General features: G+C 70.3%; 22 protein-coding genes and 2 pseudogenes. 5 read left to right on the top strand and 19 right to left on the bottom strand.

The window, feature by feature from the left end:
- Nucleotides 1-105 precede the first annotated feature (105 nt).
- The 4 genes from kilB to LN042_RS24015 form a co-directional block, all read right to left on the bottom strand.
- Nucleotides 106-354, bottom strand: coding sequence for a plasmid transfer protein KilB (gene kilB, locus LN042_RS24000; RefSeq protein WP_504871034.1), 249 nt, complete (start codon nt 352-354; stop codon nt 106-108).
- Between the two features lie 216 nt (nt 355-570).
- Nucleotides 571-1,179: a Pycsar system effector family protein gene (locus tag LN042_RS38070; RefSeq protein ID WP_372495804.1), complete on the bottom strand. Its 609-nt coding sequence runs from the start codon at nt 1,177-1,179 to the stop codon at nt 571-573.
- Nucleotides 1,180-1,197: 18 nt separating this feature from the next.
- The gene (locus LN042_RS24010) at nt 1,198-1,380 is read right to left on the bottom strand and encodes a hypothetical protein (protein WP_230053400.1); all 183 of its coding nucleotides are present in this window, start codon (nt 1,378-1,380) and stop codon (nt 1,198-1,200) included.
- Nucleotides 1,355-1,654, bottom strand: a complete 300-nt coding sequence (locus tag LN042_RS24015; protein WP_230053401.1) for a hypothetical protein — start codon at nt 1,652-1,654, stop codon at nt 1,355-1,357. Before LN042_RS24015 ends, LN042_RS24010 begins: the two co-directional genes overlap by 26 nt.
- A 159-nt stretch (nt 1,655-1,813) precedes the next feature.
- Here LN042_RS24015 and LN042_RS24020 point away from each other — a divergent pair, with 159 nt between their 5' ends.
- The 4 genes from LN042_RS24020 (at nt 1,814) to LN042_RS24035 (ending at nt 5,351) form a co-directional block, all read left to right on the top strand.
- Nucleotides 1,814-2,407, top strand: coding sequence for a GNAT family N-acetyltransferase (locus LN042_RS24020; protein WP_230053402.1), 594 nt, complete (start codon nt 1,814-1,816; stop codon nt 2,405-2,407).
- Between the two features lie 149 nt (nt 2,408-2,556).
- On the top strand, nt 2,557-3,552 hold the full coding sequence (locus tag LN042_RS24025; RefSeq protein WP_230053403.1) for an IS256 family transposase: 996 nt from the start codon (nt 2,557-2,559) through the stop codon (nt 3,550-3,552).
- On the top strand, nt 3,549-4,463 hold the full coding sequence (locus LN042_RS24030) for an alpha/beta hydrolase (protein WP_230053404.1): 915 nt from the start codon (nt 3,549-3,551) through the stop codon (nt 4,461-4,463). The genes LN042_RS24025 and LN042_RS24030 overlap by 4 nt, the downstream gene beginning before the upstream one ends.
- A 582-nt stretch (nt 4,464-5,045) precedes the next feature.
- Nucleotides 5,046-5,351 carry a hypothetical protein gene (locus LN042_RS24035; protein WP_230053405.1) on the top strand — a complete coding sequence of 102 codons (306 nt, stop codon included), beginning with the start codon at nt 5,046-5,048 and terminating at the stop codon, nt 5,349-5,351.
- Nucleotides 5,352-5,377: 26 nt separating this feature from the next.
- Here the strand turns inward: LN042_RS24035 and cydC are convergent, their stop codons facing one another.
- The 6 genes from cydC to LN042_RS24065 form a co-directional block, all read right to left on the bottom strand.
- Complete coding sequence (gene cydC, locus LN042_RS24040) at nt 5,378-7,105, bottom strand: thiol reductant ABC exporter subunit CydC (protein WP_230053406.1); 1,728 nt, start codon at nt 7,103-7,105, stop codon at nt 5,378-5,380.
- Nucleotides 7,102-8,982, bottom strand: a complete 1,881-nt coding sequence (gene cydD, locus LN042_RS24045) for a thiol reductant ABC exporter subunit CydD (RefSeq protein ID WP_230053407.1) — start codon at nt 8,980-8,982, stop codon at nt 7,102-7,104. The genes cydC and cydD overlap by 4 nt, the downstream gene beginning before the upstream one ends.
- A gap of 40 nt (nt 8,983-9,022) precedes the next feature.
- Complete coding sequence (locus LN042_RS24050) at nt 9,023-9,967, bottom strand: cytochrome d ubiquinol oxidase subunit II (RefSeq protein WP_230053408.1); 945 nt, start codon at nt 9,965-9,967, stop codon at nt 9,023-9,025.
- A gap of 10 nt (nt 9,968-9,977) precedes the next feature.
- Nucleotides 9,978-11,240 (bottom strand): cytochrome ubiquinol oxidase subunit I, encoded by a 1,263-nt coding sequence (locus LN042_RS24055; protein WP_230053409.1) that lies wholly within the window; start codon nt 11,238-11,240, stop codon nt 9,978-9,980.
- 131 nt (nt 11,241-11,371) lie between these two features.
- Complete coding sequence (locus tag LN042_RS24060; RefSeq protein WP_230053410.1) at nt 11,372-12,064, bottom strand: response regulator; 693 nt, start codon at nt 12,062-12,064, stop codon at nt 11,372-11,374.
- Nucleotides 12,061-13,296, bottom strand: a complete 1,236-nt coding sequence (locus LN042_RS24065; RefSeq protein ID WP_230053411.1) for a sensor histidine kinase — start codon at nt 13,294-13,296, stop codon at nt 12,061-12,063. The genes LN042_RS24060 and LN042_RS24065 overlap by 4 nt, the downstream gene beginning before the upstream one ends.
- Before the next feature lie 222 nt (nt 13,297-13,518).
- Between LN042_RS24065 and LN042_RS24070 the strand changes: the two genes are divergently transcribed.
- Complete coding sequence (locus LN042_RS24070) at nt 13,519-15,246, top strand: IS1634 family transposase (protein ID WP_443667717.1); 1,728 nt, start codon at nt 13,519-13,521, stop codon at nt 15,244-15,246.
- A gap of 172 nt (nt 15,247-15,418) precedes the next feature.
- Here the strand turns inward: LN042_RS24070 and LN042_RS24075 are convergent.
- From LN042_RS24075 to LN042_RS24115, 9 genes and pseudogenes are all read right to left on the bottom strand, one after another.
- Nucleotides 15,419-16,438 (bottom strand): annotated as a pseudogene (locus LN042_RS24075) (ISAs1 family transposase); the annotation flags it as partial.
- 125 nt (nt 16,439-16,563) lie between these two features.
- Nucleotides 16,564-17,145, bottom strand: a complete 582-nt coding sequence (locus LN042_RS24080; protein WP_230053414.1) for a cysteine hydrolase family protein — start codon at nt 17,143-17,145, stop codon at nt 16,564-16,566.
- A 241-nt stretch (nt 17,146-17,386) separates the two neighbouring features.
- Entirely contained in the window at nt 17,387-19,627 is a 2,241-nt protein-coding gene (locus LN042_RS24085) for a site-specific integrase (RefSeq protein ID WP_308191857.1), read from the bottom strand.
- 45 nt (nt 19,628-19,672) lie between these two features.
- On the bottom strand, nt 19,673-20,017 hold the full coding sequence (locus LN042_RS24090) for a helix-turn-helix domain-containing protein (protein WP_230053416.1): 345 nt from the start codon (nt 20,015-20,017) through the stop codon (nt 19,673-19,675).
- Nucleotides 20,014-21,183, bottom strand: coding sequence for a tyrosine-type recombinase/integrase (locus LN042_RS24095; protein WP_230053417.1), 1,170 nt, complete (start codon nt 21,181-21,183; stop codon nt 20,014-20,016). The genes LN042_RS24090 and LN042_RS24095 overlap by 4 nt, the downstream gene beginning before the upstream one ends.
- 350 nt (nt 21,184-21,533) lie before the next feature.
- Nucleotides 21,534-21,984: pseudogene (locus tag LN042_RS24100) on the bottom strand (NUDIX domain-containing protein).
- A 190-nt stretch (nt 21,985-22,174) separates the two neighbouring features.
- The gene (locus tag LN042_RS24105; protein WP_230053418.1) at nt 22,175-22,864 is read right to left on the bottom strand and encodes a hypothetical protein; all 690 of its coding nucleotides are present in this window, start codon (nt 22,862-22,864) and stop codon (nt 22,175-22,177) included.
- Nucleotides 22,864-23,721, bottom strand: a complete 858-nt coding sequence (locus LN042_RS24110; protein WP_230053419.1) for a hypothetical protein — start codon at nt 23,719-23,721, stop codon at nt 22,864-22,866. Before LN042_RS24110 ends, LN042_RS24105 begins: the two co-directional genes overlap by 1 nt.
- Before the next feature lie 114 nt (nt 23,722-23,835).
- Nucleotides 23,836-24,480 (bottom strand): hypothetical protein, encoded by a 645-nt coding sequence (locus LN042_RS24115; RefSeq protein ID WP_230053420.1) that lies wholly within the window; start codon nt 24,478-24,480, stop codon nt 23,836-23,838.
- Between the last annotated feature and the right edge of the window lie 11 nt (nt 24,481-24,491).

A 24,491-nucleotide genomic window follows, 5' to 3' on the forward strand; every position in this document is an offset into this window, starting at 1 on the left:
GGCCGGGTGGCCGCGCACCGCCTGCGCTGCCGGCCGCCTGGCCGGTGGCACGGCGGTGGGCCGCGTGACTGCCCGGTAGGCGGCGGGGCCTTCCGACGGGGACCATCAGGCCAGGTGCCGGCCCACGCGAGCGACCAGCTGGTCAGCAGCTTGCGCGGCTGCCGCGCGAGCTTGGTCGAGCTCGTCCTGATTCTGTGCCGCACGCATCGTGTAGGCGGAGCGGGCGGTCGTGCTGGCGGCTTCGGCAAGATCCGGCTCCAGCACGGACATGGCCACCAGCGGAACGTTGATGGCCGCGCGGGTGCGGCCGATCTCGCTGGGTGGCGTCTTCGACGGCGGCCAGATCGGCTCCATCAAGGCGCAGGCGCTCCCGGGTCCACATGGCGCGGCGGTGGTCGGCGAGGGCCGCAACCAGGGTGGTGACGGCTTGGATCAGCTCGCGACGCTGTTCCGCTTTCCGCTCTTCGGCTCGTTGCTGGCGGGCGGCCCGTTGCTGGAGTTGCTGGCCGGCCAAGGTGCCGGCCAGGGTGCCGAGGATGCCCAGGAGAGCAAGCAGGGTAGCCATCCCGGCTATCCGACCTGGGCCGTGATGCCGGCAGCGGCGATGGCCGCGAGGGCAACGAGGCTGAGCAGGGCCGACCCCTGCAGGCGCACCATCTTGCTGCGGCAGAGCTGGGAGAGGCGCCGGATGCGCTCTCCTCGCTGGTCGGCGGCGAGCTTCTCGTGGAGGTCCTCGTCGCTCTCGCAGGTGCCCCACTCCAGGAAGGAGGTGGGCTTGCCGTTCAGGCCGGCCAGGGTCGGCCTGATGACGAGGATCCCCAGCACCGCACCGACGATTAGCGCGGCGACGCCCAGGCCGACGAGGATCCGTCCGAGGCCGTGGACGGGGCCGAGCGTGCCGACGCTCGCAACGAGTACCGCGTCCGCAGTAAGCAGTGCCCCACTCTTTTGATCACATCGGTTGAAAACGCGCGGGTTCCCAGATTCCTGAACGCTGATGACCCAGAACCTGCACCTCGGTCGCTGGTTGTTGATGGTTCGCGTGCCGGTTCGGCCGCCCCCTCGGCTCGGTGGGCGACAGGTCGGTGTCAACCTCCTTCGCAGCAGTGCGAAGTCTGCAGGCAGGAACGTGCCCGCCGGGGCCCCGGACAGAAGTCCGGCCAGGCGGGCGGTGCCCACTGGAGTGTGAGAGCAGTGTCAGGGCTGGTCGGCGAGCTGGCGGCGCAGGGTGGCGAGCCTGGCCAGGCAGGCGTCGATGGAGGCGATGGCTTGGCTGGTCTCAGCATCCAGGCGGGTACGGACCTGGGCGAGCTGGTCCTGGAGTTCGAACCAGCGGTCCCGCTCTGGGGACAGGTCAGGCGCGCCGTTGGTTGCTGGCATGGCGCAGGTGGTCGGCGTGGCGGGTGAGGTCGTCCAGGCGGTCGGCGAGGTCGCGGTGGCCGGACTCGAGGTGGGGGCGCATGGCGGCCAGGGGCGGGATGAGGTCGGCGGCGTCGGCTGCGGCGAGGGCGGTGTGCACGGCGTTCTGGGCCGGACGGGCGTCGGGAGCCAGGTCGGTGAGGGCGCAGAGCTGGGCGGCCAGGACGCGCAGGTCCGCCGAGTGGGTGCGGGCCCAGGCGGTGACGCTGCGGTCGGCGGCCCGGCGGTCGCGCACGGCCTTGACCCGTTCGGCGCCGGTCGGAGCCTGCTTGGCCGCCCGTCAGCCCGTTCACCCGCACCGGCGCCGTTTCGTGCGCGACGGATGTCGAGGGAGCAGCGTCAGCGGCCCGAAAATGGTCTGCTCGCGGCTCGAGTGCTGTGGCACGATGCCGCAATGATCTCCATACCGCCTCCGCCTCCCGTTGTTCCGCGTGGTCGGCTGTCCGGGCAGGCACAACCGGTGCTCGGCCTGCGCAGCGGTCTGGTGTTGCGGCCATGGGCTTCAGCCGACGCCGGGGTTCTGGTGGCCGCCAGCCAAGATCCGTCGATCCGGCAGTGGAACATGCTGGCCGTGGACGGTCTGGAGGACGCGCACCGGCGGATCGAGCGTATGCACGAGCGGTGGCAAGACGAGTCAGGCGCCATCTGGGCCATCGCGCGCCCGGAGGGCGGCGAAGCAGTCGGGCTGATCGGGTGGCGCCAGATCAACCTCGCGGAGGGCAACGCAGAACTCCTCTACTGGCTGCTTCCGGCCGCGCGAGGCGCCGGCATCGTGGTCGAGGCCGTCAAGAGGCTGAGCGAGTGGGGACTCGAGGAGCTCGGTCTGCACCGGCTGCAGCTGTGCCACTCGGTGGCGAATCCGGCGTCCTGTCGGGTGGCCGAGAAGGCCGGCTACTTGCCCGAGGGCACCATGCGCAGCGCGTATCTGCATGCTGACGGCTGGCACGACCTGCACCTGCACGCGTTTGTCCAAGGCGATCCCCGGTGACCCGTTTCTCGCCGCTTTCGAAGCGAGCCATGCTCAGGACTTGTGGATCAGCCGCGGGAGGGACGCGAAGGCGTACCTTCCCGGATGATCCTGTGATGGTCACCGAGTAGGCCCACGTTCGCAGCGCGGGTCAGGAAGAAGGCACGCCCGTGCTCAGCGTAGTCAACGCCGATGGTTCGACGGAGTCCGGTTCCCTGATCGACGAGATCGTCCGCGAGGGCGCCCGGCGGATGCTCGCCGCTGCGCTTGAGGCCGAAGTCAACCAGTACATAGCTGAGTTGGCAGCTGAGACGGACGGGGCCGGGCACCGCCTGGTGGTCCGCAACGGCTATCACCGGCCTCGCAACGTGACCACCGCCGCAGGCCCCGTCGAGGTCACGGCCCCGCGCGTGAACGACAAGCGGGTGGACGCGGCCACCGGCGAGCGGATTCGGTTCTCCTCGAAGATCCTTCCGCCCTGGTGCCGCAAGTCGCCCAAGGTCAGCGAGGTGCTGCCACTGCTCTACCTGCACGGGCTGTCCTCGGGGGACTTCGTGCCCGCGCGCGAGTCCTGGGCTGACCTGCTGCGCGACTGCCGCAGGCGCGGCATGCGCGATCCCGAGCTGGTCGTCGGCGACGGCGCGATGGGGCGGTGGAAGGCGCTCGCCGAGGTCTTCCCCTCTGCCCGCCACCAGCGGTGCTGGGTCCACAAGGCCCGGAATGTCACGAACGCCCTGCCGAAGTCCGCACAGCCGGGCGCCACGAAGGCGATGCAGAAGATCTACAACGCCGAGGACCGCGCGCACGCCGAGAAGGCGGTCGAGGCGTTCGCGAAGACCTACCTCGCCAAGTTTCCCAAGGCCGTCGCAAAGATCACCGAGGACCAGGAGGAACTGCTGGCGTTTTACGACTTCCCGGCCGAGCACTCGATCCACCTGCGGACCACGAACCCGATCGAGTCGACCTTCTCCACGGTCAAGCTCCGCACCAAGGTCACCCGCGGCGCCGGCAGCCCGGCCGCGGCCCTTGCGATGGTGTTCAAGCTCGTCGAGTCCGCCCAGGACCACTGGCGGGCGATCACCGGAGCACACCTGGTTCCTCTCGTCCGGGCAGGTGCCAGATTCGCCAACGGCGTCCTGGTCGAGCGCGAGCAGGAGGCAGCGTGAGCGAGATCTTCTGGGTATTCTGCGGGACCCTTGGCACGCTGGCTGTGTTGTATCTCCTGTTCCTGCTCTTGGCATGGGTGGGGCACGATTCAAGCGCGTTCGCCGGCGCCGGTAGAGTCATCGAAGCCCCGCCTGCCGCGTTCGCGCGCACTGACCTGCAGCTCCCAATCGATGGGGACTCAAGAGACGCCGAACCCGGCACTGTTCACGCTTGGTGGATCGCCGACGTGCCCGGCGCCCACTCCACGTTGCTGTTCTTTCACGGCAACGGGTATCCCCTTGAACAGGCGGCAGCGGTCGAGGCGCCGACGCTCAGGTCGACCGGCGCCAACCTGTTGCTGATGGACTACCGCGGATACGGCACCAGCAGTCCCGTCAAGCCGAGCGCGGCGACAACGGCCGCCGACGCCCGCGCCGGGCTGCGCCATCTGACGAAAGATCGCGGCATCCCGCTTTCACAGATCTGGATCTGTGGCCGATCCCTGGGCTCGGCGGTGGCACTCCGCCTGGCCAGCGAGTTTCCCGGATGCGCCGGACTGATCCTGATCAGCCCGATCACGAACACCGTCGATGTCAAGCCATTCGGGCCGCTGCTGCGACCGCTGCGGTGGCTCGGCCTCGCCAAGGGCTTCGACTCCCGAAAGCGAATCACCGGCCTCGACATTCCGCTGCTCATCATCACCGGGACGAACGATGCCGTGGGCACCCCAGCGATGGCCGCCGAACTGCACGGCCGCGCATCCGGCCGCAAACGACTCGAACTGATCGACGGGGCTGATCACAGCATCTGGAAGCTCGGCGGCGAGCACATCCCAACCATCATGGCCGAGATGATGGGCACACCAACCGTTGCCAAGCCAGCCAACAGCGATGCTGCACCACCAGGCGGACCTTTGTCCGGCTCTTCATAGAGCAAGGAGTGGTTCCCAAGTCCGTGATGCTATCGGCGACCTCCGTCGCGTCCGTCCGGCACTCGGCGCAGCCCAGCCTCTCGCTCTGCTTCTTGCTGTAATCGGCCCACGCCTCGAGCGATCCGGGCGTGCTGAACTTGCCCGGCTTCCTATCCCCAGCCGCGCACAACAGCCCCAGGACCCGGAGTTGGTACTCCACGTGGACCAGCGCTCTGAACGGCTCCTGCTGCGGGTCCGGTGCCGCAACGAGGTCCGAGATGGTCACATCCACTCCAGCGTGTGCAGAGGCGCGAGAGAACGGTCGAGGATATCTCGTAACCTGCTTGCTGTCGATCTGTCAAATAACGTAGCAGTCAGGGCCAGCGGCTATACCCGCCATGACCATCAGGCATTTGTGATGACGAGGGCTGTGCGCTGTGCAGGAGACGGTGTAGGACGCGCACCCGAGGTACTGACCCGGGTCTACCGCGCCAACCCTCGGAGCTGACCATCGCTAGTACACGATGTGCAGAGCACCGAATAGCGCATGATCGGAACACTGCCTCTTCCCCAGTCCGCTACGACGTCCACGCGATCGGCGAGATGAACCGCCGGATCGACCTCGTCCGCTACCAGCGCTTCGACGGGGACATGCTGGCCCTGGAGTTGCACGCCTCGGTGTCCAGCGGTCCAAGTACGTTGGCCAGAAACGATGGTGACGGGGTCGGCCGTGCCTCCAGCGGACCGGGGCGCAAGACTGTCCGTGAGGCGATCGAGCGTGCTTCGCCGGCCCTGCAGCAGTTGTACGCCGATCTTGATGCCCGGCTGCTCAGAGAGGGGACGGCCGCGTCGGAGCCAGGGATCAGTGTGCCTCATGGCCGCGTGTTCGGACGGGCGCTCGGTTCATGACCCGGAGCAGCTCCGAGGGCTCCGGGTCACACCCAGGCCGCCGACTGCATCTCGCCCTGCCAGAGCTCGCGGTAGACGCCGGGCGCGGCAAGCAGCTCGGCGTGCGAGCCCTGCTGGACCACCCGGCCTTCGTGCAGGACGAGGATCCGGTCGAAGGAATCCAGCCCGACCAGCCGGTGTGTGGCCACACAGAGGGCGCGCTCCGCGCAAACGGCCCGGATCCGGGTCATGACCGTGTCCGCGGTCGCCGCGTCCAGGCCCTCGGTCGGCTCGTCGAGGAGCATCAGCGGGCGGTCCGCGAGCAGCGCGCGGGCCAGCAGCAGGCGCTTGCGCTGGCCGCCGGACATGGTCTTGCCGTCGTCGCCGATGACAGTTTCGAAGCCGTCGGGGAGACCCTCGACCCAGTCCAGCAGCTGTGCCTGCCCAGTTGCCTCACGTAGCCGCCCGGGCCCGGATTCCGGGGCGGCGACCGTCAGGTTCGCGCGGACTCCGGCTGCGAAGACGTGGGCGTCCTGGAGTAGCGAGGTGATGCCGAGCCGAACCTCGTCCGGATCGTAGTGCGAGGCGTCGGTCCCGTCGATCAGCAGTTGACCCCGCTCCGGTTCGACGAGCCGGGACAGCACGGCGATCAGCGTGCTCTTGCCGGAGCCGCTCGCCCCCACCAGGGCCACGCTCTGCCCGCGTTCCAGCCGCAGGCTCACCCCGTCGAGGGCCGGCCGGGTACCGGCCGGGTACCGGATCCGTACGTCGCGCAGTTCCCACGCCGTGGGGCGCGCAGGGCAGGATATGAGGGCCGTAGGGTGGGTGGCGTGGCGCGGAGCCTCGAGGAGGTTGACGAGTCGTCCGACGGGTCCACGGGCGGCCGAGAGCAGACTGCCCGCGGCGGCCAGGGGTTTGACGGTCTCGAACGAGGCCAGGGCGGTGAGGGCAAGCACCGGAACCATCGTCCCGTCCAGGGCACCGGCCCGGACCCGAACGGTGGCGAGGGCGGCCACGGCAATGGTCGTCAGACCCTGGAGCAGCAGCGCCGTTGCGGTCGCGCTGGCTGGCGTTCCCGGGCGCTCCAGGCGGCGGATTGCGTCGATCGCGGCGGTGGTGCGGCCGAGCACTGTGCTGTCGGCGGCGGCGGCCAACTCGGGCGCGCCATCGAGCAGGTCCAGGGTTGCGACGGCCATACACGTGCGCGCGGCGGCGGCGCGGCGCTCCGCCCGGGCGGAAGCGGCTGTAGCGAGCAGCGGGACACCGCCGCCCGCTGTGAGCAGTCCGATTGCGAGCACGGCCGCGACCAGCGGTGCCAGGGTCCAGGCGAACCCGACGGCGGCCGCGCCGACGACGAGACCGCAGAGCGCCGGGATCACGCAGCGCAGCATCAGGTCCTGCACCACCTCGACGTCGGCCACCAGCCGGGCTTGGAGGTCCGCGTCGCGGGGCAGCGTCGGCGCGAACGGGTCCAGGTCAACGAGTGCCTGGTAGATCCGGGTTCGCAGGCGGACGGTGGCGCGCAGTGCGGCGTCGTGGCTGAGCAAGCGCTCCCAGTAGCGCAGCACCCCGCGTAGCAGCGCGAACGCACGGACGCCGACGATGGCGAGGCCGAGGGCGGCGACGCCCGGGTGTTGGGACGCGCGCGTGATCAGCCACACGGCCGTCGTGGTGAGCGTGAGCGAGGCCAGATCACTGCCCGCGCCCACGAGGGCGGCGCCGAGCACGAGCCGCGCGCGGGGCGCGGCAGCGCGCAGCAGGACCGTGAAACTCATGCCGTAACCTCCGGGGCCGGGTCGGCAAGCTCCGCCGCGCCGCGGTTTGAGCTCGTCGCACGGCACACCTGCCGTGTGCGGTCTTGTGCCGCGAGCCCTGGCGGGCGGTCGGGCGCGTGGCCCACACCGGACCCGTCTGGAGGGCCCGTAGAAGGCGCGACCCCGGACAGGCCGTCGGAGGCCCGGAGCGTCGTCTCCGTCACCTGCCGGTGGGCGACGCGCAGCACCCGGTCCACGCCGTCGAGCAGAGCGGGGCGGTGCGCCACCACGATCACGGTCCGGTCCGCCATCAGCTGGCCCGTAGCGCTGAGGAAGGCGGCCTCGGAAAGATGGTCGAGTCCCGCCGTGGGCTCGTCGAGCAGCAGCACGGGCGAGGAGCGCAGGCAGGCCCGGGCCAGGGCGATGCGCTGCCGCTGACCGGCCGACACGCCGTGCCCGCGCTCGCCGAGGACGGTGTCGAATCCGTGTGGCAGCGCGTCGATGAACTCCTCGGCGCCGGCCGTCGCCGCAGCGCGACGCACCTGCTCCGGGGTGGCGCCCGGGAGTCCGAGCCGGATGTTGTCCGCTACCGAGGTAGCGAAGAGGTGGGGGCGCTGCGGCACCCAGGTGAGATTGCGGCGCCACACGGCGAGGTCCAGCTCGGCCAGGTCCCTGCCGTCGACCAGGATCCGGCCCTGATCGGGCCGCAGGAAGCCCAGCAGCAGAGCCAGCACAGTGCTCTTGCCGCCGCCGCTGGGGCCCACGAGGGCCACTCGCTCGCCCGCCCGGACACGGAAGGAGACATCGCGCAGGACGGTGTCCTCGCTCCCGGGGTAGCGCACCTCGACTGCGTCGAACTCGATGCCGCCGGAGCTGCCCGGCCGCAGCAGGGGTACGGTACGTGCAGGCAGGACCCGACGGGGCGGCGGTGTCGGGATGGGCCGGGCGAGGAAGTCCGACACTTGTTGAGCAGCCGCCAGACCCTCGGCGCTGGCGTGGAACTGGCTGCCGAGGACACGAAAGGGGAAGTAGGCGTCCGGGGCCAGGAGCAGCAGCAGCAGGGCCTCACGCAGCGTCATGCCGCCGTCCAGCAGCCGTAGCCCGACCGGGACGGCGACCAGGGCGACGGACAAGGAGGCGACCAGTTCCAGGACCAGCGCGGAGAGGAAAGCGATCCGCAGGGTTCGCATCGTCGCGTCGCGGTGGGCGTCGGCGATGCCGCGGACAGTCTCCGCCTGCGCCCTGGCCCGGCCGAAGGCGCGCAGCGTCGGCATGCCTTGGACCACATCGAGGAAGTGGCCGCCGAGCCGCCGGAGCAGGGCCCACTGCCGCTCGGTCGCGTCCTTGGTGCTCAGGCCCACCAGAATGCCGAAGACGGGGATGAGCGGCAGGGTGAGCGCCACGATGAGGGCGGACTCCCCGTCCAGCAGGCAGAGCCGGGCGAGCACGGCGAGTGGCACGCAGGCGGTGACCGCCGCCTGCGGGAGATAGCCGCTGACGTAGCCGTCGAGCGCGTCGAGGCCCCGGCCCAGCAGTGTGGTCAGTTCGCCGCGCCGCTCCTGGCCGAGCCAGGCCGGGCCGAGGCGTTGGCTGTGCTCCAGCAACGCGGTCCGGAGCGTGGCCTTGGCCCGCGCCGCCGCGCGGGCGGCGAGCCGGGCCATGGCCCAGGTGACCGCGGCCCGTGCGGCGACAGCGCCGGCCAGCACGGCGAGCGGGGCGAACAGGGCGCCCATGGCGAGCCGTTCCACCGGTGCCAGGCACAGGGCCGCAGCCAGGGCCTCGGCCTGCGCCAGCACCAACAGTGCCTGGAGCAGGCCGCCGACCCCGAGCCCCGCGGCGAAGCAGTGCCCGCCGGCTGCCTCTGCGACCAGCCGGCGCCCGGAGTTCTCGGCCCTCACCGGGCACCCCGATCGCGGGCCCAGCGAGGCGGCCCCCCGCTCACCAGTACGCCGGTCGGTCAACGGGCGCACGGAACGCGGTCCACAACCACCCCTGGTAGGCCAGGATGATCGGCACCATAGGCAGCGCGGCCCAGTTGAGCAGGTGCAGCGTGGTCGCGTCGGTCGCGCCGGCGCGCATCTGGCCGGCCAGTACCGCACCGACCAGCAGGACCGGCAGCAGCGCCGCCACCGAGGTGAGGGCGAAGGCCGCCCCCGCCCGACGGCCGAGCAGCGCGCCGGCCGTGCCCGCGGCGACGAGCAGAACCACGCCGAGCACTAGCTCGAGCGCCGGATGCGGCGCCGCCAACCGCACGCTGTCAGTGGCGATCCCGGTGCCGACCGCAAGTGCTGCCAGCGGCAGCGCCAGCACGCACACCCGGTGGCCGCTGACGACAGCGGTCCTGGCGAGCCCGGGCCGCTTGACGCGCAGCGCGAGAAAGGCAGCCGCGTGCGCCGCGAAGAGCGCGGGCAAGGTCACACCGCAGAGCAGCGCAAACGAGTTTAGCAAGTCGCCACGGCCGCTCGGCACACCTTGGAGCAGGTTGCCGACAATGAGGCCCCAGGCGATCGCGAGACCGGTGCTGCCGACCGTGAACACCCGGTCCCAGCGCGAGCGCCAGGCGAACGACTGGCGGCGGCTGCGCAGATGCAGGGCCATGTCGCGCATGGCGATGAAGAGCAGAACGGCGACTATGAGCGGGTAGAGCCGACTGAGCACCAGCCCCTCGAAGCGGGGGAACACGCCGATGAGCACACCCGCCGCGCCCACCAGCCAGACCTCGTTGCCGAGGAAGAACGGGCCGAGCGAGGCAAGGGCGGTCCTGCGCTCACGGTCGTCCCGGCCCAGCAGCGGGAGCAGGATGCCAATTCCGAAGGCGTAGCCCTCACCGACGAAGTAGCCTCCCAGCAGGAGCGCCAACACGGCGAACCAGATGTCTTGCACGATGGGCTCCTCAGAAGGCGATGACGGGCTCGGGGGTCGCGTCGGACTCGGTCGCGCCGAGGTCGGCGCGGTCCGGACCGCGGCGGGAGTAGCGGGCGATGATCGTGTAGTCGACGGTCGCGAGCGTCAGGAAGAGGAGCACGAAGCCGATCAGGGAGGCGGTCACCCATCCCGCCGAGATGTGCGAGGACGCCTGATCGGTCCGGAGCAGGCCGTAGACGGCCCAGGGCTGGCGCCCGATCTCGCGGAAGAGCCAGCCAGCGATGTTCGCGATGAAGGGCAGGGGCACCGTCCAGGTCAGTACCCGCTGGATTCTGCTGCTGCGGAAGAGGCGGCCGCGCCGCAGCATGAACAGCGAGGTCACCACCACCAGGGTGACCAGCACCCAGATGTACATCATCGTGTCGCCGCTGTTCTCCACTGCGGCGGTAGGCGGGATGTAGTGGCCGGGGCCGTAGGTGTGCACCATCTCGGCCTGGGTCTGCGCGATCTGGGCGGGGTCGTTGTTGAAGGCTGCGTCCTTGCTGGGCTGGTCGTAGCGGATCAGGATGAACTGCACGACGCCCAGGCCGATCGAGGGAAGCAGGCCGATCCCGGCCGTGATCACTCCGATCCGCAGCGAGCGCCGGAAGAAGTCCGCCTCGGCGGTCTTCTTCCGGCGTAGGTGGTAGCCGCTGATGCCTGCCAGGAAGACCCCCGCGGTGATCAGTGCGCCTGCGGCGATATGGCCGAAGGCGACGAGCGTGAACGGGTTCGTGAGCAACTTCGCGAAGTCGGTGACATGCGCCTCGCCGCCGCGCATGACGTATCCGACCGGGTGGTGCAGCCAGCCGTTGGCGACCATGATCCAGTAGGCGGACAGGAAGGCGGTCAGGGTGACCAGCCACATCAGCGTGAGGTGCACCTTCCTGGGCAAACGGTCCCAGCCGAAGATCCACATGCCGAGGAAGGTCGACTCGGCGAAGAAGGCGACCAGCGTCTCCATCGCGAGCGGTGCCCCGAAGACGTTGCCGGCGGTGTGGCCCAGGCCGTTCCAGTTCAGGCCGAACTGGAACTCCATCACGATGCCCGTGACGATGCCCATGGCGTAGTTGACGATGTAGATCTGCCCCCAGAACTTGGTCATCCGCGCGTACGTCTCGTCACCGGTCCGCACATAGCGGGTCTCCATGACGGCGAGCAGCAGGGCCAGTCCCAGGGTCAGGGTGACGAACAGGAAGTGGAAGCTGGTCGTCAGCGCGAACTGCAATCGGGCGAGGAGGAGGGGGTCCATGACACAGGATCGTGTCAGTGTGCGATCGACTCGCGCGTCCATCCGAGGCGGTCACTTCGGCTACTGCTCCACGATGCAGTGCGGGCGCCGCAGTACATCCCAGGGTGTCCGTCGTACTCCTGGGGAGGTACTCAGCCGGCCACCGGGCGTCCGGGCTGGACCAGCCCCGACTCGTACGCCAGAACCACGAGTTGGGCGCGGTCCCGGGATCCGGTTTTGGCCAGCAGCCGGCTCACGTGCGTCTTGGCGGTGAGCGGGCTGAGTACCAGGCGTTCGGCAATCTCGTCGTTGGACAGGCCACCTGCGACCAGCGCCAGCACCTCCCGCTCCCGCTTGGTCAGCATCTCCAGCTCGGTGACGCGGCGACCCGGCCGGCCCGGGTGCTCGTGGACGTAAGCGGCGATCAGCCGCCGCGTCACCGCCGGCGAGAGCAGCGCGTCGCCGCGGACCACGGAGCGCACCCCGTGGAGCAGGTCGGCGGTCTCCGCGTCCTTGAGTAGGAAACCGCTGGCGCCGACGCGGAGCGCATCGTAGACGTACTCGTCCGCGTCGAAGGTGGTCAGGATGACGACGCGGACGTTCCGCGACTCCTCCTTGCCGGTGATCACACGGGTTGCCTCGATGCCGTCCATGACGGGCATCCGGATGTCCATCAGCACCAGGTCCGGTACGAGATCGGCGGCCAGGCGCACTGCGGCGACGCCGGTCTCCGCCTCGCCGACGATGCGGATGTCCGGCTCCGCCTCCAGCAGTGCACGGAAGCCGGCCCGGATCAGCGACTGGTCGTCCGCCAGCACGACCCGGATGACCTGTTCGTTCGTCACTCGCCCTCCCTGGACGGCGCCAACGGCAACCGCGCACTCACCTGGTACCGCCCGTCCGGTTGCGGGCCGGCCGTGCATTGCCCGCCGACAGCCAGCGCGCGCTCCCGCATGCCGATGAGTCCGCTGCCGCTGCCCTCACTCGGCCACCCGCGCCCGTCGGCGCCGACGGGCGCCACCACGTTCGCGACGCGGATCGCGACCTCCTCGTCGCCGTAGCCCAGACGGATCTCGGCCTGCCCGCGGCCGCCATGTCTCAGCACGTTGGTCAATGCCTCCTGCAGGATCCGGTAGGCAGCCACGTCGACGTCCGGGGCGAGCGTCCGGGTCTCACCCTCCTGGACCACCTCGACCCTCAGACCGGCCGTGCTGACCGTCTCCACCAGTTCGTCGAGGCGGGCGAGGCCCGGTGGTGGCGTGCGCGGTGCCTTCTCGTCTGCGTCGCGCAGAGCGCCCACGGTGGTGCGCAGCTCGCGCAAGGTCTCCTTGCTGGTGTCCTTGATGATGTCCAGCGCCGCAGCCACCTGTTCCTGGTTGTCCGCGAGAAGACGCGAGGCGACCCGGGCATGGATGTTGATCAGCGAGATGTTGTGGGCGATCACGTCGTGCAGGTCGCGGGCGATCCGAAGACGTTCTGCGTCCACCCGGCGGCGTGCCTCCTCATCCCGGGTCCGTTCGACCTCCTGGGCCCACATGCGTACCTCGGCCAGCCGCGCGCGCAGCGAACGAGCGGCCCCGCCGAGGATCAGGGACGCGCCGAAGAACATGACCTCGCCCAGTAGCGGGTGGGACGTTGGATAGCCCTTAGCCGCTGACATCGCGGAGAGCACTCCGATGACTCCGACCCACGCGGCAAGGCCCAGGGCGCCCTGGCCGGTCTCGGCGAGGGTGAACAGCGCTACTCCGGTCGGGAGCGGTACGGGCCCCTGCGGGTAGCGCAGGGCCAGGTAGGTGATCAGGCTCAGGGCGGTGACAATGCAGACCGTCCGGGGCGTGTGCCGCCGGAACGCCACGGCGACCACGCCGACTACGAGCAGCCCGTAACCGGCCGCGTCCAGCGGACGTACCCCGTCCTGGTGCGCGACCAGAGCCTGCCACGGCAGTACCACTGCCGCTGTGGCGAGCGCCGCCGGCACATCGGCCCGCCACGGCCCGCCCGGAAATCCGTGCCCGGGTCCACGGTCCGAGGACTGCGACGTCGGCCCGATCCTCGCCGACGTCGAAGTCCGTGTCATGGTCGAACAGTACTCAACTTGAACTCCGGCTGTCCGCAGCTTCGATGATCATGTCGGCCTCGGCGCCTGCGTTCCGCATAATTCGGGGGCTCTGGAGTTCCTGCCGGGTTGAAGGTGCAGGTCAGCTGGGTGGGGGCTGGCGACGCGGTCAGATTTGCCTAGAGACGCGATTTTGCGGATTCGCCTGCGCTGAACTGGAGTTAGTCCGTAGGGCCTGGAGTCGTGTACGTGAAAACGACGAAACGGGAGAACAAGTCCGGCACGGTCCGGTACCTGCACCTGACCCACAACGAGTGGGACCCGGTGAAGGGCCGAGCGGTTCCGAAGGTCCTGTTCACGTTCGGCCGCGAGGACGACCTCGACCGGGACGCGGTGAAGCGCCTGGTCGCGTCTCTATCGAGGCTGCTGGAACCGGGTGAGGCGCTGGCATCGACGGCAGCGGGTGACCTGGAGTTCGTCTCGTCGGTCCCGTTCGGCGGCACCTACGTCCTCGATCATCTCTGGCGGCGGCTGAGGATCGACAGGATCGTCGGGCAGGTCGGGCAGCCCAAACGGGGCCGGCGCCGGGACATGTCGGTGACCGAGCGGGTGCTGTTCTCCCTGGTCGCGAACCGGGCCCTGGCGCCGTCGTCGAAGCTGGCCGCCGCGGACTGGGTCACGCACGACGTGCACATCGAGGGCCTGCCGGCCACCGACGACGACGCCTGCTACCGGGCGATGGACTGGCTCCACGAGGTGACCGACGACCTGGAGAAGCGGGTGTTCGACGAGGTCGCGAACCTCCTCGACCTCGAAGTCGACCTGCTGTTCTTCGACACCACCAGCACCTACTTCGAGCTGGAGGAGGCCGACGAACCCGCCGCCCGCGACGACAGGGGCCGCCTCCTGACGCACGACCACCCACCCGCCGAAGAGGACGGCGAGCCCTCCGATCAGGCCGGGTTCCGCACCTTCGGCAGGTCGAAGGACTCCCGTGACGACCTGCCGCAGATCGTGATCGGGATGGCCGTCACGAGGGACGGGATCCCGGTCCGCGTCTGGTCCTGGCCCGGCAACACCGGTGACCAGAAGCTGATCCGGCAGGTCAAGGACGACATGCGGGACTGGACCCTGAGCAAGATCGTGTGGGTCACCGACCGGGGATTCTCCAGCGAACGCAACCGCCGTTACCTCCGCCGGGGCGACCACGCCTACATCGTCGGCGAGAAACTCCGCTCCGGCAGCCCGGAGGTGAAGGCCGCCTTGTCCCGCCAGGGCCGCTACAGCGAGATCGCCGGGAACATGCGGGTCAAGGAGGTGCGGATCTCCGACACCGAACGGTTCGTGATCTGCCACAACCCCGAAGCCGCCACCCGTGACCAGCACATACGCGAACAGCTCGTCTCCCAGCTCACGACCCTGATCGAAGGCACCGACAAGCTCAGCGACTTCAAGCGCGGCGAGCTCCGCGGCAAGATCGCCGACAAGCCCGGCCTCAACCGCTACCTCCGCACCACCCCGGCCGGCAAGCTCCGCATCGACACCGCGAAGATCAAGACCGAGGAGAACCTCGACGGCAAATACCTGCTGCGATGCTCCGACTCACAGCTGTCGGCCGAGGACGTCGCCCTCGGCTACAAGCAACTCCTTGAAGTCGAGCGGGGCTGGCGGGACATGAAGCAGATCATCGACCTGCGGCCCGTCTATCACCGGCTCCAAGAACGCACACGCGCTCACGTCGTCCTCTGCTGGCTCGCCCTGCTGCTGATCCGCATCATCGAGACCACCACCGACGAGACCTGGACGACCGTCCGCCGCGAGCTCGACCGGCTCCACCTCGGCACGTTCACCGGCCCTACCGGCCTGTTCCGACAGGTCACCACCCTCACCAAGCCCCAGACCGACCTCCTGGCCAAGCTCGGCATCCCCGCGCCGAAGCAGGTCATCGCCCTCGAACCCGCACCCCGGTGACCAGCACGAACACCAGCGCCTAGAGAAACGGCTCTCAGGCGCCCTCACCCATGTCCGCCCAGGTCAGACCCCAGATTCGTGACTCTAGGCCGCTGAATTACGCGGAACGCAGGACAGCGAGGTTCCGCCAGGTCGCCATCGCGCGGGGTGCGTTGCCAGTGCGCAGTTGGGAGGCGTCCTCGGCGAAGGTGGTGTCGCGGACGTGGTGCAGGGCCTCGATCTTCCAGTGGTCCCGGATCAGCTGTGCGAGCTGGCCGGGGGTGGCTTGCTCGGCGGTCAGGCTGGTCACCGCGTAGATGGTCGTGATGCCGGTCTTGCCGGTCTTGCGGTTGGTGCGGCGGCGCTTGATCTGGACGGCCTGACGGGCACCGGGGAAGAGCAGGTTGTTCACGGTCGCGACCTTGATCCGGCGGATCTCAGCGCGGCCGTGTCCGGTGCCCCGGGTACGACCCTGGAGCGGGATGTCCTTCCAGGGAAGGGACTTCAGCTGCTTGCGTAGCTTCTTCTGGTTGCCCTTGACGATCGCGATGTAGTGAGCCCGGCGACCGAGGAGGTAACCGGCGTGCTCGCGCTGGGTGTGCAGCGCGTCGCTGGTGACGACCATCCCGGCGAGGTCTGCGACGTGGTCCAGCAACGGCTGGAAGCGGCCGGTCTCACCGGTCTTCTCTCCCACGTCGAGCTGGGCCAGGACGAGCCCGGCGGTGTGCTCCACCGCGGCGAGCAGGTGGATCTTCCGGCCCCGGGCCTTCGCTGCACCGCGCAGGCTCTTGCCGTCCACTGACAGCCCGCGCAGCCCTGAGCCCGCGGGCCGACGGTCGGCGAGCCAACTGCCCACCTCCCGGTCCAGAGCGTCGCCGTCGATGCGCGCGAGCAGCCGGCGGACCGTCGCCTCAGAGGGGACCAGCCGCCTGGGCAGCACTGGATCAGGGCGCACGCCGAGTCGCTCCAGCACGTGAGGCGGCGCGTCCGCGATCCACTCACCGACCGCCAGCAGCGAGGTCGCCCCGGCCAGCACCGCACACGCGGTCAGCGCGAGCACGACCGCAAGCGCATGCCGAACCCCGCGCGGATCGAGCGGGTCCGGCACCTGGGCCAGCTCCAGCAGACCGGGCACCTCGCTGGGGCCGACGTCGGGCTGCTCGCGAAGCTGGTCAAGGGCGGGCGGGATCGGGGATGATGCGTCGGTAGGCACGGTCTTCCAGGCAGGTCATGGGGCGTAGAGAACTCCATGATCTTGGAAACCGTGCCTGCCGACGCGTCCGTTCCGAGTGGAAGCCGCCCGTCCCCGCACCCTGTCCTTCGGAAGTCACCCGGACGCTACCGGAGGGTCTTCGCCCATTCGTCGATCGTCAGTACGTCGGCTTCCCGAGGGAAGACCCTCTCCAGCAGGAAGCGGCTGACCTCGGGGTCCAGGTCGTCGCAGCCGTCAGAAAGAACGATCTGCTGGTACTGGCGCTCGGTTGCCTCCCGCATGGTGCCGAACACGACGCCACTGGTCCCCAGGCCGGCCAGCACGAGCGTGTTGATGCCGCGGGCGCGCAGCAACGCATCCAGATCGGTCCCGGAGAACGCACCGAAGAAGCGCTTGGCGACGACCGGTTCGTTCGGCAGCGGCTCCACCGCCGGGTGGATTCGCGACAGCGGGCTCGATTCGGTCAGTGCGTCCGTGCCGATCAGTGGCTCGAACGCCTTGTTGGCGGGGCTTATCTCCGGATGACCGTCCCGGAACCGGACCACCACGTGGATCACGGGAACTTGCGCAGCCCGGGCCGCGGCGACCGCCTCGGCCAGTCGGGCGAGGATCCCCTCAGCCCGCTCGGGAACCCGTGCGACCACTCCCTGCTGAACATCCATCACGAGCAGCGCCTGCATCGAAACCACCTTCTGCCAGTCGGACACCAGTAGGGCAGATTCAACACGAGACGATCGTGTGAGCGAGCACTGATCGGGTTGCGGGTCGTCCAGGGGAAACGTGCGGCTCACCCTGGCCCGGAACAGTCGGGGCGAACGACAAGGGCGCCGCCCCGCAGCCTGCCCTTGCCCTTCTGGGCCTCACAAGTTCTCAAAACGGACATACGCAAGAACGCCGAAGCCCTGGAGAACCCGGCGTTGCCCCCCCGGGCGGCGGAAGGCAACAGCTCTACCTGGGCAGCTTCGCGGTGCGCTCCGGGTAGGCGGTGGTGACGTAGCGCATGGCGGTGTCTTCGGTGATACCGAAGAGCCGCATGAGCTTGAGCGGGTCTCCGGTGGCGAACGCCTCGTCGAGGATGCGGTCCTGGCGGAGCTTGTCGAGGGTCTGCCCCTTGGGCAGGACCAGGTTCAGCTGCATGGTGATCCGCCCTACGGCCGGGTGGTCCGGGTCCAGGGCCGTCTTCTGGGTGACCAGCAGGTGGGGGTTGACGCTGGTGGGCCAGCGCCGGTGGCGGTAGGTGAGCCAGTCGGCGGCCAGGCGGTGGGTGAACTCCTCCAGGTAGAGGGTGTGCCGCCGCATGCCGCGGCGCAGGACGAGAGTGCCGCGGGCGAGGTTCAGGTCGGCGGCCAGAGCGGTGCGGATCTCCGAGGCTGGGACGGCGTGAACGGCGGCCAGGGCGATGGCGAGCCGCGCGAACGCGGTGGTGGCCCGGTCGAGCAGACCGGCCAGCACATCAGAGGGGACCGGTCGCGGAATGCCCGTCAGGTCTCCCACCGGAAGGCCGCGAGCCAGGTCGCGGAAGACCAGCTTCTCGCGCTTGAGCACCCGGAACAGGCTGCGCAGTGTGATCGCGAGCTGGCGCCGGGCGGCCCCGTCCAGCGCGTCCAGCGCGTCCTGAAGATGGTCCGCAGTGGCTTCCCGAAGGCTGGTCATCCCGGCCTGGGTCCAGGCGGTCAGCACCGGCCGCAGGTGGGTCAGGTAGCTGCGGATGCTCTCCCAACTGCGTGGCTCGTCCTGCCGGGGGCCCTGGGTGCGCAGCACATCCGCCCACGCCCGCACCTCGTCGGCGACGTCGGGCGGCAGCGTGGCCAGCACCCTCTCGAGCCAGACCAGATCGCGGTCGCGGTGCAGCGCGGGATCGTCGATGAGCAGGCCGCGGGTGCGCAGGAACTGGCAGACGGGCTTGGCCGCGAGGTGACCGTCCAACTGGGCCAGGTCGTAGATGTCGCGCTCGTGGACGGCGTTGGCGACTCCGAGCCAGTAGACCAGGAACGTGAGGGTGCGCACGTTCTTGCGCAGGCCCGTCTCCGTCAGGTCGCGGCGCAGCTCGGCGAAGTCCTCCACCAGCGCGGTGGCCGCCTCGGACAGCGGCACGTCCGCCAGGGCGAGACCGCTCAGCCGGGCCAGCACCGGTGACCAGTCGCGGCGCATCGTGAACAGTTCCTCCTGGCCCGGACCGAGCGTCGAGGCGGGCGTGTCCGCAGGGTCCGGCACGGGTGCGCCGGTCGGCGGCGCGTGGTTTGGTCCGTCCGGGCGGGCGGGCAGGTCGATCGCCAACTGCTGGCCGACGAGCATGGTCTGCCCGTCGGTCCGGTAGGGGTGGCAGGCACGGCAGTGGCCGGCGCCCAGCGCCAGCCCGTCCCGGCCGCAGCGCGCGCACTGTCCCGGCTGGTAGTGCCGGCACCTGCGCCACTCGCGGCACGGGTCGCAGAGGAACCCCGCACTCGTACCCTCGGCCATCCAGGCGCCGCAGTCACCGCACGAGCGCGACGCGAGCCGCAGCTCCAGAGCGGATCCGCTGACCACCAGGCCGGCGCCCAGAAGGACCTCGCAGACCACATCGCCGAGCCTGGGCAACGACCGCAGCAGCTGCTCGCACGTCAGCTCCACGCCGTCGGCCTCCCGCAGGGCCAGGGCGATCCGGACCATCTCGGTGACCTGGCTGCGCCAGTCCCTGCCCATGCCCCACCGGGCCGTCAGCTCCAGCAGCACCGCCTCGGCCCGATCCCAGCCGGACAGTGGCCGAGTGGCCAAGGCGCGGCCCGTGTCCCGGGTGAGGGTGCGCGCCATGGTGAACAGGGGCAGCTGGCCCCACATCTGAGGCTCCAACAGGGCCGAGTGGTCTTGTTCGACCGCATGCTGCCTGTTCAGCTTGGTCTTCCACGCGGCGCTGACCCAGCGCTCGCTGCTCTGGCTCTCCACGATCGGGCGGGCCCGGATGGCGTAGTGGCGGTAGCTGCCGACGGTGAGCTGCAGCGCGCGCGGCCGAACGCCGGGGACGCGAAGGGCCCACTCGGCGTCGTCCTCGGCGCGGATGGCCTGCAGGCAGGGCTTGCAGAAGCCGTCGCGCCCCAGGTGCGCCTCGTGTCGGCACCGCGGGCACACCCCGCGTTGCGGGTGGTCGTACTTCCAGCGCTCGCAGCCGGGGCAGATCCTGCGTCCGTGCAGCACCGACCACTTCAAGCACACTGAGCAGCTGCGGGCGCTGCCGTTTCCCCTCGCCATGACCAGCCCTCAGCTCGGCGGCAGCGAACGCGGACCGCCGGTCGGGCGCGAGCGCGGTACGGGCCGCACCGGCCCCGCCGGGTCGCGTTTGGCGCCGACGGCCGCCTGGCCGACGTCCCCGGCCGGCTTCGCGGCGGCGACCGGCTCGGCCTGCATCAAGTCGCCGACCGTGCAGTCGAGCGCCGCGCACATCAGGTCCAGGTCGTCGAGGCGAACCGTGACCGGCTTGCCGGACCACAGTGCGGCGACCTTGCTCAGCGACGGGTTAAACCCCACCTGCTGGAAGGCGGCCAGCACCTCGGTGGGGCGCCACAGGTCCCGCTGGGCGGCGACCATCCGCAGATTCCACTTCACCGCAGGTTCCCCTTGTCCATCACCAGTCGTTGGGCCGCCCGGCCGCTGGCGGCCAGGTTCGCGTGCTCCGGGTCAGCGTGCGCAGTCGACATATAGCGGAGTGTCGTGGTCGCCCAGGCATGTCCGAGGACCTTCTGCACCTCCCACAACGTCATCCCGCGCTCATAGTTGTGGGTCGCGCAGGCGTGGCGAAGCAGGTGCGGGAACAGGTCGCTGACCGGCCCGGTCAGGTAGGCGCCGGCCGCGGTGTGCAGGGCCTTGCGGAACGCCGAAGGCCCGACCGCCGGCGCGATCGGCAGATTCAGCGCCGCCACCGCGGCAGGCTTGCGCTCGGAGGGCCACAGCGGTGCCTTCGGGTGCTCGGCGTCGTCGCCGAACTCGCCGCGGACCTCCTCGATGTACCACCACAGCAGGGCCCTACCCTCCTGGAACATGTACGCCTCGCGGGGCCGGGGCCCCGATCCGCCCGAGCCCTTGCCGAGCACAACGAAGCGGCCCCACTGGCCCGACTCCCAGTGCAGGTCTCCCATGGTCACCCCGCACAACTCGGTGGCCCGCACTCCGGACAGGTAGGCGATCTTCGTCATCACATAGTCGCGGCAAGCCACCAGGTGCTTGCGGGCATTCGGCAGGTCCTCGCGCCATCGGCCGAAGAAGTCCCGCATCGCCGTCTGCGACGGCGGGATTCGCAGGCCGAAGTCGCCGCGGTGCCGGGGCCGGTTGAACGGGTCGATCGGCGACTCGACCGCGTACCCGAAGCGGCGCATGATCTCGCCGGCGTAGCGCTGTTCGAGGAACGCGAAGTAGGCGTCGATCTTGCCGATCTTGCCCCGCAGGGTCGAGGTCGCCCGCTTACCCACCCCAGCGAAGTACCGGTCCACCTCGCGGGACGAGAGCTGCCACGGCACCGTGCCGTAGTACTCGCAGATCTCGATCACCGGCTTGATCAACCCGTCCAGCGTCTTCGGCTCCAGGCCCGCCGCGTCCCGTGCCCACTGGTACTCGGACAAGGTGTCGAGGAAGAAGCTCTCCTCATCCTGCGCCGAGATCCGGGCCTGGCGCCGCCGCTGCAGCGTGACGACGTCCGCCAGGCCGGACTCGACCGAGACCGCCGCCGGGTCCACCGGGGCGGCCGGATCCGGATCGGGCCGAACGAGCGTCAGCACGCGGCTTTCGGAATCTGCCACAAGCCAGCAAATTACGGGACCGACTCGCAGATTCTGCGAGTTACCGGCGGAATCTCACACGATCGAGCGACGCCCCGATAACCCGTTCCTACCTGCTGAGATGCCGTGATGGTGCTCTCGAACGGCTAGCGGGAACCCGCTCGTACTCCACTAATCTCGGCGGCCACGGTCGCCAGTGCCTCGTCCAGGTTCTTGTCCAGTCGGTCCATCAGGTGCTCCTTCTCATGGTGGGGTTGGCCGGGCGGCCACGCCCGCCGCCATCGCGCTCCGCCGTCCGGCCTGGCTGGCCGGGAGAGGGGGCGCGATGGCGGGCAGCGTCGGCGCCCGGGTCAGGCCGCGGTGCCGGTGGGACCGGGGTGGACCGGCTCTCCGCGCAGGGCCGTGGCGAGGATGGCCGCGTGGTCGAACGCCAGCTGCTCCGGGAGCTCGTTCCACTTCCACCAGCGGGCGGTGCGGGCGTCGTCCCCGGCGGCGGTCGGGGTGTCGTCCGGGACCACGGCGAGGTAGGCGACGGTGACGTACCGGCCGCGCGAGTCTCGGCCGGGCTCGTCCCAGGCGCCGAGCTGGACCAGGTCCGCGACGTCCACGCGGACGCCGGTCTCCTCCTCCAGCTCCCGGGCGGCAGCCTGCCGGCTCGTCTCGCCGGGGTCCACGTGGCCGCCGGGCGAAGCAGGCGCCCTCGAAGGGTCCCCAGCGCCGCTCGATCAGCAGGACTCGGCCGTCTCGTGTGGTGGCGACCACGTCAGCGGTGTAGCGGATGGTCTCGATGGCTTCGCTCATCTCAACTCTCTCGGTAGGTGTGCGGTGTTGACCGGGCGGTCACGCGGCGCACCAGGGCGTCCTGCGGTCCCGGCTGGGTGCCGGGTGCGGGGCGTGCACTGGTGCGCAGCGTCGGCGCTCGGGCACGGGTTGGACTCGGTGGTCTGTCCCGGCCGTGGTTGCGGCCTGGGGATCCTGTCCGGCCGTGGGGTCAGGCAGTCGGCTGCCAGGTGCGGAACTGGACGGGCCCGCTGAAGGGGCCGCGGACTCGGCCGGTGCAGCGGCGAGCACCGTGCGGTCCGTCGCCGAGCTCGATCCGGGAGCCCGTCTCGAAGTAGCTGTTGACCGTGGTGGGCGGTAGGTCGCCGGGGTGGTCGGTGGCCCGCAGGCTCACGCCGCCGCGGCGCGCGAGCTGCGAGAGCGCCTTCACCCGGTCGAGGAGGTGGTCGCCGAGGTGGGACAGCCGGATGAGGGTCAGGCTGATGAGCGGCTGATCGCTGGTGGGTAGGTAGCCCAGGGTGGCGCCGGTGCTGCCGCGCTCGATCCGGGTGTGGGCGGCGCAGAAGATGTCCGAGAGGAGGGTGGGCGCCTCGTCCTCCGTGCAGGCGACCCACCGGAGGTGGGGGTTCTCGTGGTGTGCGCCGGTGAGGTCTACCGCAAGCGGTCGGACGACTGCTATGGCGGCCTCCGTCGCCCACAGGTGGTTGAGCAGGAGCTCGACGCCGGTGCCGGGGGCGCCGGTGATCCGGCAGGGTAGCGCGCCTTCGGGGCCGTAAAGCTCCAGCTGGGCCGCGGTGCCGTTCCCGCGGTCGCCGATGGCGATCGTGCCGGCGGTCCGGTCGAAGAACGTGTGCGGGTCGGGCCGGATCGAGTTGATCGGCTCAAGCTCGGGGCGGGCCATTAGTCCTCATCACCCTTGTCGAAGGCGAGGAGCAGCGCGGCCAGGTCCTCGCGGGTGAACTGCCGACGGGCGGAGTAGAAGCCGCCCTCGTCGCTGACGTACTCCAGCAGCACCTCGGTGGTGTCAGCGTCGTCCGGACGGGGCGGCGCCGTGGTCGCGGGGGCCCAGGTGCGCAGCACGTGCGTCTCGCCGCTGCTCTTGGTGAGGCGGGCGGTGCCGGGCGGGACGTGGCTCTGCGCGTCGTCTGGGCCGGTGCTGCCGATCAGGTCGATCGTGCAGCGGTTGGCCTGGAGATGGGGCAGACAGGCGATGTCCGGACGGCTCTCGTCGCGGTCGATGACGAAGCGCAGACCGATGCCCACCGGACCAGCGATGCGGGCGAGCTCGGCGACCAGGCGCAGGACCTCGTCGTGCTGGCCGAGGTCCTGCCAATGGAGCAGGGTGATGGTGGTCAGCGGCCGGGTGGGCGAGGGCTCGTAGCCCTGCCAGGTCGCCAGGTCGTGGAGGCGGTCGCGGGCCGTCGTGGTGATCGCCTGCAGCAGCGCGACCGCGTAGGAGGGGTCGGTGGCGGCCCGGTGCAGGTAGCGGCTGTTGACGTCGGTGCCGGCCGGGTCGATCGCGATCGAGGTGACGATCCCGCTGGCGTGCTCGGCCGCCCAGAGGTGGTCGAGCAGGATGCTGAGTCCGGCGCCGGCGGTGGTGGTGATGACGGTGGACACCGCGCCGTGGTGGTCGTACAGGCGCGGGCCGAGGGGGGTCCCCGCGGCGGTGGTCCCGATCGTGAGGACGCCGGTCTTGGTGTCGAGCAGGTTGCTCGGGTCGGGGCGGGTGAAGCTGGAGAGCTGGTTGCTGGTCAACAGGGGCTGCCTTTCGGGAAGTAGGAGGGGCGCAGCAGTTGGTCTGCTGCGCCCCGGGGGTGGTGCGGGTGGGCGGCTGGTCGGTGGCGCCGGGTGGTGGGAGAGGCTGGTCGGCTACTGGGCCCCGGTGGACCAGGGGTCGGCGTCCTCCAGGGGGCGGCCGTCGGCGTGGCGGCGCAAGTGGTCGTGGAGCTGGGTGATCGAGGTGATCGTCGTGCGGGGGGTGCCGTCGATCAGCAGCTCGAAGTACTCGGGCATCCCGCGGTGCGCGGTGATGCCGGTGGAGGCGCCGGAAGGGGTGTAGCGCAGTTGGACGCCGGGCTCCAGGTCGCAGGTGGCGGGACCGTCGGTCGTCCCGACCCAGTTCTCGGCGTAGGTGAGGGTGCCGTGGCCGCGGTCGAGGCGCTGGGCGGCGAGCGCGGCCTGCTCGGCGGCGTGCAACTCGGTGTCCGCGGCGATCCGCTGGAGCGAGGGGGTCAGCTCGGCCTCCGGGCCGGCGGGCAGGTAGGTGTCGGGTTCGGAGCGGCGAAGCAGCGCGGTCCGGCCGGCGGCGCCGAGCTGGGCGGTGGTCGAGCAGGCGAGGCCGGCGGCCGCGAGGGCGCTGGCGACGCGGATCTCGATCGGGCGGGTGGCGAGCGTGCGGTAGACCGCGACGCCGGCGGCGGCCCCGGCGGTGACGGCGGCGGCGGGTTCGAGCACGTGGTTGAGGGCGCTGAGCAGCGCGCGCTGAAGAGGGGTGGGACGGGTGTTGGTCGTCATAGCGGGTTCCT

The sequence above is a fragment of the Kitasatospora humi genome, assembly GCF_020907985.1.
GTDB lineage: Bacteria > Actinomycetota > Actinomycetes > Streptomycetales > Streptomycetaceae > Kitasatospora > Kitasatospora humi.

Bases quoted from the DNA above. Each gene is read 5' to 3' on its own strand.
- kilB (WP_504871034.1), bottom strand. From the start codon at position 354: ATGGAGCCGATCTGGCCGCCGTCGAAGACGCCACCCAGCGAGATCGGC.
- LN042_RS24010 (WP_230053400.1), bottom strand. From the start codon at position 1,380: ATGCCAGCAACCAACGGCGCGCCTGACCTGTCCCCAGAGCGGGACCGC.
- LN042_RS24020 (WP_230053402.1), top strand. From the start codon at position 1,814: ATGATCTCCATACCGCCTCCGCCTCCCGTTGTTCCGCGTGGTCGGCTG.
- LN042_RS24035 (WP_230053405.1), top strand. From the start codon at position 5,046: ATGAACCGCCGGATCGACCTCGTCCGCTACCAGCGCTTCGACGGGGAC.
- cydC (WP_230053406.1), bottom strand. From the start codon at position 7,105: ATGAGTTTCACGGTCCTGCTGCGCGCTGCCGCGCCCCGCGCGCGGCTC.
- LN042_RS24055 (WP_230053409.1), bottom strand. From the start codon at position 11,240: ATGGACCCCCTCCTCCTCGCCCGATTGCAGTTCGCGCTGACGACCAGC.
- LN042_RS24065 (WP_230053411.1), bottom strand. From the start codon at position 13,296: ATGACACGGACTTCGACGTCGGCGAGGATCGGGCCGACGTCGCAGTCC.
- LN042_RS24105 (WP_230053418.1), bottom strand. From the start codon at position 22,864: ATGGCCCGCCCCGAGCTTGAGCCGATCAACTCGATCCGGCCCGACCCG.
- LN042_RS24115 (WP_230053420.1), bottom strand. From the start codon at position 24,480: ATGACGACCAACACCCGTCCCACCCCTCTTCAGCGCGCGCTGCTCAGC.